The 12,316-nt window shown below is 37.9% G+C and carries 13 protein-coding genes, 1 rRNA gene and 1 pseudogene; 9 read left to right on the top strand and 6 right to left on the bottom strand.

What is annotated here, in order from left to right; all coding sequences use genetic code 11:
• Positions 1–220: 220 nt before the first annotated feature.
• A 5S ribosomal RNA gene (rrf, locus tag DC53_RS11990) occupies positions 221–335 on the top strand.
• 354 nt (positions 336–689) lie between these two features.
• On the opposite strand, the gene DC53_RS11995 is transcribed toward rrf, so the two are convergent.
• The 3 genes from DC53_RS11995 to uvrD form a co-directional block, all read right to left on the bottom strand.
• Positions 690–1,538: a hypothetical protein gene (locus DC53_RS11995; RefSeq protein ID WP_008139408.1), complete on the bottom strand. Its 849-nt coding sequence runs from the start codon at positions 1,536–1,538 to the stop codon at positions 690–692.
• A gap of 103 nt (positions 1,539–1,641) precedes the next feature.
• Complete coding sequence (locus DC53_RS12000) at positions 1,642–3,711, bottom strand: tRNA(Met) cytidine acetyltransferase TmcA domain-containing protein (protein WP_033029306.1); 2,070 nt, start codon at positions 3,709–3,711, stop codon at positions 1,642–1,644.
• Positions 3,689–5,854, bottom strand: a complete 2,166-nt coding sequence (gene uvrD / locus DC53_RS12005) for a DNA helicase II (RefSeq protein ID WP_002963007.1) — start codon at positions 5,852–5,854, stop codon at positions 3,689–3,691. The genes DC53_RS12000 and uvrD overlap by 23 nt, the downstream gene beginning before the upstream one ends.
• 303 nt (positions 5,855–6,157) lie before the next feature.
• On the opposite strand from uvrD, the gene DC53_RS12010 reads away from it, so the two are divergent.
• The 3 genes from DC53_RS12010 (at position 6,158) to dut (ending at position 7,420) form a co-directional block, all read left to right on the top strand.
• Positions 6,158–6,382, top strand: coding sequence for a hypothetical protein (locus DC53_RS12010; RefSeq protein ID WP_002963009.1), 225 nt, complete (start codon positions 6,158–6,160; stop codon positions 6,380–6,382).
• Positions 6,383–6,498: 116 nt separating this feature from the next.
• On the top strand, positions 6,499–6,867 hold the full coding sequence (locus DC53_RS12015) for a YacL family protein (protein ID WP_024590551.1): 369 nt from the start codon (positions 6,499–6,501) through the stop codon (positions 6,865–6,867).
• Positions 6,868–6,964: 97 nt separating this feature from the next.
• Positions 6,965–7,420, top strand: a complete 456-nt coding sequence (gene dut, locus DC53_RS12020) for a dUTP diphosphatase (protein WP_033029304.1) — start codon at positions 6,965–6,967, stop codon at positions 7,418–7,420.
• A gap of 32 nt (positions 7,421–7,452) precedes the next feature.
• Here dut and DC53_RS21375 read toward each other — a convergent pair whose 3' ends face one another.
• Both DC53_RS21375 and DC53_RS12025 read right to left on the bottom strand, forming a co-directional pair.
• Positions 7,453–7,923 carry a GNAT family N-acetyltransferase gene (locus DC53_RS21375; protein WP_050484130.1) on the bottom strand — a complete coding sequence of 157 codons (471 nt, stop codon included), beginning with the start codon at positions 7,921–7,923 and terminating at the stop codon, positions 7,453–7,455.
• Positions 7,916–9,040 carry a hypothetical protein gene (locus DC53_RS12025; protein WP_033029301.1) on the bottom strand — a complete coding sequence of 375 codons (1,125 nt, stop codon included), beginning with the start codon at positions 9,038–9,040 and terminating at the stop codon, positions 7,916–7,918. Before DC53_RS12025 ends, DC53_RS21375 begins: the two co-directional genes overlap by 8 nt.
• A 12-nt stretch (positions 9,041–9,052) precedes the next feature.
• On the opposite strand from DC53_RS12025, the gene DC53_RS12030 reads away from it, so the two are divergent.
• The 3 genes and pseudogenes from DC53_RS12030 to DC53_RS22565 all read left to right on the top strand — a co-directional run.
• Positions 9,053–9,487, top strand: coding sequence for an ASCH domain-containing protein (locus DC53_RS12030; RefSeq protein WP_033029299.1), 435 nt, complete (start codon positions 9,053–9,055; stop codon positions 9,485–9,487).
• Entirely contained in the window at positions 9,475–10,014 is a 540-nt protein-coding gene (locus DC53_RS12035; protein ID WP_033029297.1) for an AAA family ATPase, read from the top strand. The genes DC53_RS12030 and DC53_RS12035 overlap by 13 nt, the downstream gene beginning before the upstream one ends.
• Positions 10,015–10,122, top strand: a pseudogene (locus DC53_RS22565) (dUTP diphosphatase); the annotation flags it as partial. It lies immediately after the preceding gene.
• 15 nt (positions 10,123–10,137) lie between these two features.
• Here the strand turns inward: DC53_RS22565 and yrfG are convergent.
• The gene (gene yrfG / locus DC53_RS12040; RefSeq protein WP_033029295.1) at positions 10,138–10,785 is read right to left on the bottom strand and encodes a GMP/IMP nucleotidase; all 648 of its coding nucleotides are present in this window, start codon (positions 10,783–10,785) and stop codon (positions 10,138–10,140) included.
• A 61-nt stretch (positions 10,786–10,846) separates the two neighbouring features.
• On the opposite strand from yrfG, the gene nudE reads away from it, so the two are divergent.
• Positions 10,847–11,419 (top strand): ADP compounds hydrolase NudE, encoded by a 573-nt coding sequence (gene nudE, locus DC53_RS12045; protein ID WP_033029292.1) that lies wholly within the window; start codon positions 10,847–10,849, stop codon positions 11,417–11,419.
• The gene (gene cysQ, locus DC53_RS12050; RefSeq protein WP_033029289.1) at positions 11,412–12,215 is read left to right on the top strand and encodes a 3'(2'),5'-bisphosphate nucleotidase CysQ; all 804 of its coding nucleotides are present in this window, start codon (positions 11,412–11,414) and stop codon (positions 12,213–12,215) included. Before nudE ends, cysQ begins: the two co-directional genes overlap by 8 nt.
• Positions 12,216–12,316: the final 101 nt, after the last annotated feature.

Here is a 12,316-nt window from a genome sequence, read left to right as displayed (position 1 = left end):
ATAGGCAAGATGTGGAAGTGGTGTGAGCCATTAAGCTAACTTGTACTAATTACCCGTGAGGCTTAACCATACAACGCCAAACGCGTTTTATGTGATAGTGAAACACGCGAAGAAGTTAATATGACTAAAGTAGATATTACTTAGAAAGACTTAAAAAATATTATCAGATATTTTCCAAATTCAGTTAGTGCGCAGAAATACGTATTAACGCCCAAATTTGCTTGGTGACAATAGCGTTTTGGACCCACCTGACTCCATGCCGAACTCAGTAGTGAAACGAAACAGCGCCGATGATAGTGTAGCATTTGCTATGTGAAAGTAGGACATTACCAGGCTTCAAATTAAAGAAACCCGTTACAGCAATGTGACGGGTTTTTTGCTGTTTGGGATTTAGTAAATAGCCAAGAGTCCATGCCGAACTCAGTAGTGAAGTCAAAGCTTCGACCGATGATAGTGTAGCATTTGTTATGTGACTTTCTACCGCTGTGGGCACTAAGACATTACCAGGCTTCAAATTGTAGAGAGCCCGACTAGAAATAGTCGGGCTTTTTTACGTCTGCAGAAAAGTGAAATATGGGGGAGTAACGAACATTACATACTCGATTCTTCTCCAATTCATCTAAATGTACAAGTTGAGCGGAATAGCTCATTATTCCAGTACTAAAGTTAATAACCAAATTTAAGGGTATTTAAAATAGTCCGTAAGCTTGGGTTTCTTCACTTTCGGATTCTTCTATTTGGGTTGGTTTAAATATCACGCTTGGATCAATTAACACACTGTGCTTTTGTGAAAGCTTGATTAATCCTCGCATCATATTTTTAGTTTGTGGGTCTAGATCAAAACCAACCTCAGTGAGCTTATCCAGTGGCCTTATGTCTTCTTTTTTATAGTCGATATTGTCTTCGACTTTATCTACTAATAAACCAACATGTGGATTTAATCCGTCTTTGGTGGTGAAAACAATAATGGGTTTATAGTCTAAGGTTATTTGCTCTTTAGCTGATTCAAATAAACGCTCAAGCTGAATTAGACTATTACGCTTAATTTTGTCGAGCAGAGCTGATACTTGTTTATGATCACTTTGATTATGGGCTGCTATGGCTGCCTTTGCTGTCTCTAGTAATGATTGGAAAGGCTCGTCAAGCCGAGAGATTGTTAATTTTAAATCTTCATTGTCGGTGTTGAATTCTTTGTAAAACAAAACAAAATCTTGTAGTTCTGCGTCATTATTTGAAATAGAAGCCGAGCTATTTAATACGTTACTTTGAAGGGTATTAAACCAGTTTAATAGTTTGTCTTGCCATATTCTTAGTTGCTTTAGTACATGCGTATTACTTTGTTCAGTTGAGATATTATTTAAAATAATACCTAAATCAAAAACAGGTGTTGGTATATCCATATAATCTTTAACACCAATAAAGCTTTTATTATTGTTTGGTAAAGTTGTTAGATTATTGTCAAAGCGCTCAGTTAATAAAATGTCGAGTATCTTTAGTGAAATTGTTTTGCAGCCCACTTTAAAGTTTATTAATTCCATGCCTTTATCTTAATTTACCTATTAATGCTTTAAGGATAGAACAAATTAAATAAATAGCTTAAAGATGGATAAAATTTAACAGAGATAGGGCAACTAAAGGTTATTAGATGGTACTAGTGAGGTTTTTTATGGCACGTTTAAATTGATTCTCAAGCTGTTTTTTTCCTAATAAACCTAAGTGTTGAATCACTTTTTCATTACTTTCATTTTGAAGCACTAACTTTATTAACAGTTGTTTATCAGACTCTGTTAATTGAGATATACAAGAAGGTGACTGGTTCACTACCTGCCAAAGAGTCGCAGAGATACTAAATTGAGTGAAGTTACTTTTAGTGAGCAGCGCTAGTCGCTCGTGAGTCTCTAGGCTTATTAACTCGTCGCTAAACCCTTCAATTAAAATACTTACAAGTTGCCAATTTAGTGTTTTAAAGTGTGTTAAAAGAGCATAAAAAAAATCGTTTTTAAACTGCTTTTTCAAAGGTTGAATAATTGTACTTTTGTCACTTAAGCATTTAACCACAAGCGCCGAATGTTCAGCGGTGCTTTTATCGCGTTGATATCCCAGTTTTACAGTATCAAACCCTAGGTTTTGCCAAAAATTAAGTAACTGCGCTGTTGCCCCAAAGCTTGCACCAAGCCAACTACATTGGCTTTTTACCTGCGACTCGCAATAACTAAGTAGCTTTTTACCAAGTCCTATATTGTGGGAACTCGGATCAATTGCTATTCGTACAACGCGAGCGCTCAGTTGTGTTAAACAGTCATTATTAAAGCTAAGTTGTGAGAGTGCTTGCGCCATTAAATGTCCTTGCGGACGGCGCTCTCCACTTATAACCTGTAGGGCAAGGTCTTCACTCAAACCACCTTCTATGGCGATTAAGCATACGCCAACTAATTGATTATTAATTTTGCTAATAAATAGCCGTTGCGATGGCGCGTCTAGTAGTTGGCGTAAGTCGTTGACACTACTTTGATAGTGAGCCAGTGCAAGTAGGGCAATAACTTGTTGCAGTAAAGGCTCATTATTACCAAGGGACTGCTGTGTTATTTCACTATGAACTGGCTGCTCTAATTCATCACTACTTAACTCTATATATTGTGCATCGAGTGCTAGTAGTGTGCGAATGTGTTGCTCAAGAGGATCGTGTTTAGCAAAGCGCAGGGGCTCATCAAGCGTTACAACTTTAGAGGCTTTATAGTGTGCTTTAATATAGTTACTGAAGCGAATGGTATAACCCCTACCATTGCCTTCATACCCAACCAGAGTGCTTGCAAATACTATACGAGGGTAATGAGCTAGCATTTGTAGTAATAACGGAACAGGGATTGCTGCAGCTTCATCAACGAGTAGTAAATCGCACTCAGGTAGTGTGTTTAATAACGCGTCAGGTGCAACGTAGTGCAAGTTGGCGAGCTGTTTATGTTCAGCGTTGTATTGAAGGCTTAACTCTTGGGCTAAATGTTTAAAGCTGCTATGGGTCGCTTTAAATTGAGTGCTGCAAATAATTACTTTTTTATCAGTTAGTTCTGCCGCGGCTAAGCCAAGTGCTGCCGACTTACCTCTACCTCTATCGGCATTAATGAGTAAAGGCCTGTTGGCACGGCCGTTAGCTACTTTTACTATTAGCTCAATACAGTTTTGCTGTGGCTCATAATCAATTTTATTATGCATTACATAGCTAGCGTTATTACTAATACAGCCATTTTTTTCACTAAAGTGAAAAGCGGGCAACGGTTTAATAATAGTCGCGAAACGCTGATTAAATATGCTGTAGTTAATGCTCTGACCGTGTGATTGCACAGTACTTAATGCTGGATCTTGCCAAGAGGCTAAATCATTTAATTCGGGCAGTAATAAAAACAGCATACCGCCTGCTTTAACGGTGCCGGTAAGTGCTGCAAGTTTATCAGGGTGTAAACCACTAAAACCATCGTAAACAGCATGAGCAAATTCTTGCCCTAAAATTTGGTGAGTGCGAGTAGGCCAGTACGAATTTTTGATCGCGCACTGCTTTGATACAACAAGTGTATTGTTTTCATCTATTAATGAGTTAAGTAATTCATAACACCAAGCTGAGCTGCCAGTAATTAATACTAGCTGGCGATGATATGCGCCAGCTAGTTGTTGTTCTAACTCATTTAGGTGAGCTTTATACCGCTTGTAATCGTGCATAGGCCGTTACTAACCATTTACTGCCAAGGTCGTCAAAGTTTACTTGTACGCGAGATTGCGCGCCACTGCCTTCGTAATTAAGTACGGTACCAATACCAAATTTAGCATGTAAAACTCGTTGTCCTAAGTTAAAGCCACTGTCTTCAAATGCGGCATGACTAACTGATGCGCTAAAACGTCCGGCGGCAGGTGGGCGAGAAACCTGTGTTTTAATACGGATTTCTTCTACGCAGTCCTCAGGTATTTCGCGTAAAAAGCGTGATGGGCTATGGTATTTTTCTTGCCCGTATAAACGGCGACTCTCAGCATGGCTAATATATAACTTATCCATTGCTCGTGTCATGCCTACATAACAAAGGCGGCGCTCTTCTTCTAAGCGACCCGACTCTTCGTTGCTTTGCTGAGAAGGGAACATGCCTTCTTCTACGCCTACCATAAACACTAGCGGAAACTCTAAGCCTTTAGCTGAGTGAAGCGTCATCATTTGTACGGCGTCTTCGTGTTCTTCTGCTTGTCCTTCACCTGACTCAAGTGATGTATGCGCTAAAAAGCCTTGTAGTGGTGAGCTGTACTCTTCGTCTTCAGGCAGCTCATACTGATCACACGCACTAATTAGCTCTTCTAAGTTTTCTACGCGAGCACGGCCTTTTTCACCTTTTTCGGCTTGGTACATTGCCATCAAGCCTGAGGTTTGAATTGTGTACTTGGCTTGCTCATGCAAAGTTAGATCGCTAATTTTATCTTCTATTTGTTCAACGAGTTCTACAAACTTACTTACTGCACCAGAAGCACGACCAGATAAATGCTGTTGTTCTACAATTGCTTTTGCGGCATACCAAAGCGGTAACGATTCTGCTCGTGCACAATCGCGTATATGGCTCAATGTTTTATCGCCAATACCGCGTGCAGGCGTATTAATTACACGCTCAAACGCGGCATCGTCTTGACGATTACCTACTAGGCGTAAGTACGACAACGCATCTTTAATTTCTTGTCGTTCGAAGAATCGCATACCACCATAAATACGGTATTTTAAGCCTTCTTGTAGCATGGCCTCCTCGAGTACACGAGATTGCGCGTTACTACGGTATAAAATTGCGGCATCTTGTAGGGCATTACCTGCATTTAACCAGCTTCGTAGTTTGCTACTTACAAAGCGTGCTTCGTCTAATTCATTAAATGCTGCATAAATAGAAATTGGCTCGCCGTCGTTACCGTCGGTCCATAAGCTTTTACCCATACGCTCTGAGTTATTTTGAATTAATGCATTAGACGCTTTCAAAATAGTTGCTGTTGAACGGTAGTTTTGTTCAAGACGAATGGTTTCTGCGCTAAAGTCAGTTAAAAATCGTTTAATATTTTCGATTTTAGCACCGCGCCAACCGTAAATACTTTGGTCATCGTCGCCTACAATCATGATACTGCTTGTATCGCCTGCAAGTAACTTTAACCATGCATATTGAATGGTATTTGTATCTTGGAACTCGTCTACGAGCATATGTGCAAAGCGTTGCTGGTAATGACGTAGTAACGTAGGGTTATTTTTTAACACTTCGTAGCTGCGTAGTAATATTTCGGCAAAATCAACTAAGCCAGCTCTGTCACAGGCTTCTTGATAGGCGGCGTAAACACGCAGCATCATTTGCTCGTTAATATCGTATGCTTGAATATCTTTAGGGCGAAGTGCTTCATCTTTTTTGGCGCTAATGTACCAGCCAAATTGTTTAGCAGGCCATTTTTTATCATCGATATTCATCGATTTTAATAAGCGCTTGATCATCCGAAGTTGATCGTCAGAGTCTAAAATTTGAAAGGCTTCTGGTAGGTTAGCTTCACGATGATGAGCACGTAAAATACGATGCGACAAACCATGGAACGTACCAATCCACATACCACCTACAGGGGCTTTTAGTGTTTCTTCAACGCGGCTGCGCATTTCTTTAGCCGCTTTATTAGTAAAGGTTACGGCAAAAATACTGTAAGCAGATGCTTGCTCAACTTGCATAAGCCACGCAATACGATGAACTAACACTCGTGTTTTACCAGACCCAGCACCTGCTAATACCAGCATGTTTTGTAGTGGGGCTGCAACGGCATCGCGTTGTTTGTCATTTAAGCCATCGAGTAATTGTGAAACGTCCATCGTTACGCCTTTTTAATCAATATTGTGGGCAGTATAACAGGTGTTTTTGTTAGGCTAAATAAAATACTGTTTTTATAAACAGCTATTTATAAAATAGCCTTAAAAACGAGTAACTTGATAATTTTTTGAACAAACAAAAAAGCGTAAACGCACAATAAAAATTGCTAATTTGACCTAAAGTTAGCAAAATTTACTAACTCTCTAAATCTAGGGTAATTTAACTAATTGATTTGTAAGCTTTAATAAATTGGCATAGAGTGTGTAAGTAAATAATTATAAAATCAAATAAATACAGAGGTTAGTATGGCAGATCAAGGTTCTGGCGGTAACGTAATCGCAGCATTATGTAATATATTTTTTCCTGGTTTAGGGCAGTTAGTGCAAGGGCGTATTTTAGCGGCTATATTTTTTGCACTCGCTATTATAATAAGTTACGCACTAATTTATGTGCTTGTAGGTTTTGTACTAGTGCCTATTATTTACTTATGGTCGATTATTGACGCAGCGCGTTATAGATCGCGAAGTTAACGGCTTTAAAGTTGAGTAAAATAGCGCCCTTGTGGCGCTATTTTACTTTATATGTCCTGTGGTTTGCGGGCGTTTACGTATATAATTACGCAATTAAAGATTTACAGGCAAACCCTATGGAATATCAATTTATTCGCGACCCTATTAGTGGGCTACGTATTAAAATAAGTAGTGAACACGCTATTATTGGTCGCTGGCTAAACGAAGAAATAGGCAAAGACAAAGTAGCCATGGTGCTAGCGCTTATTGCATCGGTAAGTTCAAGCTATGAGCCGCTAACGCTAAAAGGCCAAGAAATAGATTTAATATTAACCAAAGATGAAGCACTGTTTGAAGCCCATGCGCTTCATCAAGACAGCGAAGACCTAATAGCGTATCAGGATGACGATTTAGCGCTTGAAGAAAATGGTTTAAGTAGTGGTTGTGGCTTTGAAGATTTCATTGATTTAATTGATTCATGGCATGAGTTTACGACGTCACGATAAACATAATTAGCACACTAATAAAAATATACAGCAATGCAAAATCAGCATTTTATCTGTATTATTCTGTTTATAAACTTATTCAAAGTAGAAAGTGAAAATGAGAAATATTGATTTAAAAATTATAGATAAGCGCCTAGGCACTGAATTCCCATTACCAAAATATGCAACAGAAGGTTCTGCTGGTATTGACCTTAGGGCTTGTATTGAAGCCGATCTAGTTTTAGAACCTGGGCAAGTTGAGCTAATTCCATCTGGTTTTGCTGTACATATGAAAGATAATGGTCTTGCCGCTACTATAATCCCTCGCTCAGGATCTGGTCATAAGCATGGCTTAGTCATGGGTAATTTAGTTGGGCTTATTGACTCAGATTATCAAGGGCAAATATTTATTTCTCTTTGGAATCGCAGTAATAAAACATATACAGTTGAAGTGGGTGAAAGAATAGCTCAGCTTGTGTTTGTACCGATTGTACAAGTAGGTTTTAACGTTGTTAACGAATTTGATGCGACTGAGCGTGGTGAAGGTGGTTTTGGTAGTTCAGGTAAAATTTAATTCGAAATATAGAGTAGCAGTTTACTTAGCTGCTACTTGATTTTATAAAAGTATTCGTGACTACCTTGCCTATATAGATTAGGAATGGATTGAACCAGTTCAAAACCTTTGGATTGTAATAGAGGCGATAGTTCACTTTGCCTTTCATTAGATACAGTAATAAATGTTTTATCTGAGTCTAATTGACTTATAGCTTTGTCCATTAGCTTCGAACCAATCCCCATATCTCTATATTCAGGAGCTACGTAAAAGGTTGAAATCTTTTTTTCATCTTCGTGTGTTTTTAATAGGGCGGCGCCTAAGATATGCTCACTATTGTAAGCAAGTAATATACTTCGAGTACCTAAGTCTATATTCCTTCTAACTTTAAAGTTAAGCCAAGAATCAAAATTTGGGTATAGTGTGCTAACATCACTTAAAAAGCTTCGTAATTTAGGGAAGTTTACACTTTCACAATTTTCAATAATGATGGTTGGTTTTATCACTACATTTACTTTATTCATTCGAAACTCCCCTTGTTTTATCTGTTGGCCTATCATCTTTAAACAACAAGTCATTTAAAGATCTTTGATTATAATTACTGCATATTACAGTCTTAGCACATGTTACAGGCTTTTCTACTTTTTGCCAAAAAAAGTTGACTGTTAACCCAGAAATAATACCGATTAGGGCCGATAAAAGCAGTATAGCAATTACTTGTTGTAATCTTATCGGCTTGCTAGAGAATTTCGAAAAAGCAGAGAAGTGATCGATGCCTTCATCATCTTTGTTGAACCAATGATAAATTAATAATGGGTTGCTATACACATTTACTTCATTATCAAGATCAAGATATTTGCTCCATAAATCATTTTCTAATATACGGCACCTTTTATAAGGAGAGTGAGACATCTTATGTTCAGCCCTGCTTTCCTGTATAAGAAAAAAGTGTATTTTTTTTATGTAGCTCGTGTCCTCAAGTTTCTTTCTTATACTAGGCGGTAGGTTTCTTGTTTCATTAACCCTAAAGTCAACTATTTCCATTACTTCGTGATCATTTGTTACTGATTTGAAAGATGGTTTTTCAATAGTCATAAAATTTTGTTTAGAGGATTTATTTAACTCAATCCTGAATCGAAAATACCCATCTCTTCCAGCTTCCAGTTTATTACTAAATAAAAGTATAGGAAAAGTAACAATGCATCCATCTGCTTCTTTTTTAATTTTTATACTCGTTTGTAGCTCAGTAAAAAATCTTATAGGCTGATCATTCTTCTTTGATGAAAAATCTATATCCTTGTAGCTCAAAGTTTCATTTGGACTTGTGGCTTTAATTGGGCAATTAAATACAGCAGATATTAATTCATCTGATTCGCAAACTCTTTTTCCTAACTCAAATTTGAACGGATGATCTTCATTGGTTGCTTCAAATGGAAAATAAAAAGATATAGAATCCAATTTAGTTGCATTTTCTAAGGATTTAATTTGTACGCCTATATCCAGATAACTAATAGGCTTATAGCCAAAAGAGTAAGGTTTTTTAGCCTTTAAAGACCAAAAATTAAAGTGGAGTTCTATATCATATTCTTTAGGTTGCGAATCATTAGATCCATCTAACCAAAAAGCAAGACTCTTTGCCAATTTGAGGTTCCTATGTTTTATCAAAGCAAAACGATTATATTAAGTATTAAACCTGTTTTTGTGCAAGAAATCTACAATAAAAACAAGTTGGTAGAATTAAGAAAGAAAATCGGTAAGAAATTTATATCAGGCAATAAAATAATTATTTATTCAACATCTCCGGTCAAAGCCATCACAGGACAGGCTTTAATAGCAAAGATAGAAAGAGTAAGTGTTGATAATATTATAGGTCAGCATTTAGAAAATGCATGTATAGATGAGAAAGCTTGCCGCGCATATTTTAACGGAAGTGATTTTGGTTTCTTAATTTGGTTAGAAGATGTATTTGAATTTGAAAATGCATTACCGTTATTAGAATTAAAAAGTATTAATTTTTTTGCGCCGCAATCGTTTGCTTATGCGAGTGACACCTTAATAAAAAAAGTGAACGAAAAATGCTTGTTATAGGTCTCTTTGGAATATCCGGTTCCGGTAAAAGTTATGTTACACAAAAAATCAATATTAACAATCTGGTATGTACTCGAGCTTCCTCATTACTGAGTGAAAAAAAGAGGCCAATTAATTTAGAGCTTTTAGACCGTTCAATTATCAATGATAATCAAGTTGCGTTATTAACTCTATTTAATGACTTCAAAGAGTTGCATAGTGGTTGCGATGTTTTGATTGAGTTGCACAATATTGTCGAGACTCTAAATGGCCATGAAGTATTACCTGAGTCTGTGATACATGGTTTGGAACTAGATGCAGCTATTTTTTATGAAGTTAGCCCAAAGCAGCTATTCACACAAAGAGAACTAGATACAAAAAAAATTAGAAAAAAAATAACTTTGAAAGAGTTATCACGATTACAAACACTATCAAAAAGCATATTTCTTAATACTTTTAGCAATACGAATACTAAAATAAAAGTTATCCAAGACAATTATTTGAGTGAATCTTTATTGTTTATCGAGGAGCTTAAGTATAATTTTTAAGAAGATAACGAGCATTTAGTTGAAGTAGTTAAAAGCCTTGATACAGAACATGCAGATTTTGCAAAGTTAGTATACCAAGGCCTTGAAGCGCGTTACCCAAAAATCTAGCCCACGTAAACTGCGTTAAATAATCTTACGATAGTCGGTAACACTCAGGTAATCGGCTATTTCGTTATGTGGTTGCTGGCTATCAGGGTTAGCAACTGCAAGTAAGTGCTCGATGCCGTATTCTCGTGCGGCATTTAATACCGGCACACTGTCATCTACAAACAAAGTGCGCTGCTTATTAAACGCTAAGTCTTTTTGTACTTGGTGCCACAAACTTTGTTGCTCTTTACTTACTCCATATTCATGAGTCGACACTACGCCATCTAGGTAGTTATCAATCGCTGTATGCTCAAATTTAAGCATGACACTCTCAGGGTGGGCGTTGGTAAGTAAAATTAACTCTTTGCCTGCTTTTTTAAGCTCAGTTAAAAAATGAGGTACGTCTTCGCGCATTTTAATTAAATGCTGAGACTCTCGTTTAAGCTCCATTATAGGCAAGCTTAATTGCTGCTCCCAATAATCTAAACAATACCACTGTATTTGACCGCTCACAGCTTGATAGCGTTTTAAAATATCTGCTTTAGCTGCATCTAGGCTAATGCCCCTTGCTAATGCGTGTTGCGCAGGAATAACGTTAAGCCAAAAATGACTGTCGTAATGTAAATCGAGTAATGTTCCATCCATGTCGAGCAAAACGGTATCGATTTTTGACCAATTTAACATAGGAATTTCAACTTATAAGGTTTATTATTGAACTAACTGCCATGATAGCAAATTAACGCCAATGACACAGAAAAAGCACCCAACACCACCACAAATCCTCAGTAACAATGTTGTTGCTAAAAGTCGCCTGTTTACTGTGGAGTCTTTAGAGTTAAAGTTTTCTAATAACGAAAAGCGCCAGTATGAGCGAATTCGCGGCGGTGGCCGGGGAGCAGTGATGATTGTTCCGTTAAGTGCAGATAATGAGTTACTACTTGTACGTGAATACTGTGCGGGCACAAACAATTACCAGTTAGGTTTTCCTAAAGGCTTAATCGATCCGGGCGAAACCCCAGAGCAAGCTGCTAACAGAGAGCTTAAAGAAGAAATTGGCTTTGGCGCTGAGTATTTTAAACCATTAAGAACAGTAACAATGGCGCCGAGTTACTTTAATGCCACAATGCATATTTTATTTGCTAAGCAATTATACCCTCAAACCCTTATTGGTGACGAACCTGAGCCGCTTGTTGTTGTTAAGTGGCCATTAACTCAGTGGCAGTCATTATTAGAGCAAGAAGATTTTACCGAAGCACGCAGTGTTGCAGCTTTGCTATTATTAGATAAGTATTTAGCGTCTGGAGCTGCCGATGAATAAATTAATCGAACCGTGTATTGAATTAGCTGAGCGTGCTGGCGATGCAATTATGGCCATTTATAAAAAAGGCGATATTGGCCAACAAGAGAAATCAGATAACACGCCTGTTACCAAAGCTGATTTAGCAGCAAATGACGTACTGGTTGCTGGATTAAAAGTCTTAGCGCCCGATATTCCTATTATGTCGGAAGAAACACCTATACCAGCACTCGCTGACAGACAAAACTGGCAGCGTTATTGGTTGCTCGATCCGATGGATGGTACAGGCGAATTTATTTTAGAAAGTGGCGACTTTGCAGTAAACATTGCATTGATTGAAAATAACCACCCAGTGCTAGGGGTTATTCATTGGCCTGCCAAAAGTGTGACTTATTTTGCTACAGCTAAAAATGGTGCTTTTAAACGTGAAAACTCAATTGATAAGCAAATATCTGTAGCGCCACCAGAGAACTTAACGCTTGCAGTGAGCCGCCGCCAAAAAATAGAAGCGGTGAGCCAGTATTTAAATAGTCAGTTTACAACGATTGCTGTTGGCTCCTGTTCTTTAAAAGCTTGTATCGTTGCAGAAGGCAAAGCAGATTGCTTTTTAAGAATTGGCCCAACGGGTGAGTGGGATACAGGTGCTTCGCAAGTTATTATTGAGGAAGCCGGTGGCTGTATTACCGATGCAGAATTTAACCCGTTAACGTACAACCAGCGCGAGAGTACTGAAAACCCTGACTTTATAGTAATGGGACATCCTGATTGGGAATGGCAAAAAATGATAAATCCACACCAAAGATTGAGCGCAGAATAGCGCTTTGGTTGCTTTTTGTTCACTTGAACAACATTAAGTAGTTTAAGCCTTGCATTATATGTTTATTCCTATATAGTAGCGCTCTCTTCAAGGCAGGCTCG

The sequence above is a fragment of the Pseudoalteromonas fuliginea genome (assembly GCF_000690055.1).
GTDB lineage: Bacteria > Pseudomonadota > Gammaproteobacteria > Enterobacterales > Alteromonadaceae > Pseudoalteromonas > Pseudoalteromonas fuliginea.
This window is presented reverse-complemented; position numbering and strand designations above follow the sequence as displayed.

What these genes read in the sequence shown, in the direction of transcription:
- DC53_RS12010 (WP_002963009.1), top strand. Translation starts at nt 6,158, where the DNA reads ATGGCAGATCAAGGTTCTGGCGGTAACGTAATCGCAGCATTATGTAAT.
- yrfG (WP_033029295.1), bottom strand. Translation starts at nt 10,785, where the DNA reads ATGTTAAATTGGTCAAAAATCGATACCGTTTTGCTCGACATGGATGGA.
- cysQ (WP_033029289.1), top strand. Translation starts at nt 11,412, where the DNA reads ATGAATAAATTAATCGAACCGTGTATTGAATTAGCTGAGCGTGCTGGC.
- DC53_RS11995 (WP_008139408.1), bottom strand. Translation starts at nt 1,538, where the DNA reads ATGGAATTAATAAACTTTAAAGTGGGCTGCAAAACAATTTCACTAAAG.
- dut (WP_033029304.1), top strand. Translation starts at nt 6,965, where the DNA reads ATGAGAAATATTGATTTAAAAATTATAGATAAGCGCCTAGGCACTGAA.
- DC53_RS12000 (WP_033029306.1), bottom strand. Translation starts at nt 3,711, where the DNA reads ATGCACGATTACAAGCGGTATAAAGCTCACCTAAATGAGTTAGAACAA.
- DC53_RS21375 (WP_050484130.1), bottom strand. Translation starts at nt 7,923, where the DNA reads ATGAATAAAGTAAATGTAGTGATAAAACCAACCATCATTATTGAAAAT.
- DC53_RS12030 (WP_033029299.1), top strand. Translation starts at nt 9,053, where the DNA reads ATGTTTTATCAAAGCAAAACGATTATATTAAGTATTAAACCTGTTTTT.
- nudE (WP_033029292.1), top strand. Translation starts at nt 10,847, where the DNA reads ATGACACAGAAAAAGCACCCAACACCACCACAAATCCTCAGTAACAAT.
- uvrD (WP_002963007.1), bottom strand. Translation starts at nt 5,854, where the DNA reads ATGGACGTTTCACAATTACTCGATGGCTTAAATGACAAACAACGCGAT.
- DC53_RS12035 (WP_033029297.1), top strand. Translation starts at nt 9,475, where the DNA reads ATGCTTGTTATAGGTCTCTTTGGAATATCCGGTTCCGGTAAAAGTTAT.
- DC53_RS12015 (WP_024590551.1), top strand. Translation starts at nt 6,499, where the DNA reads ATGGAATATCAATTTATTCGCGACCCTATTAGTGGGCTACGTATTAAA.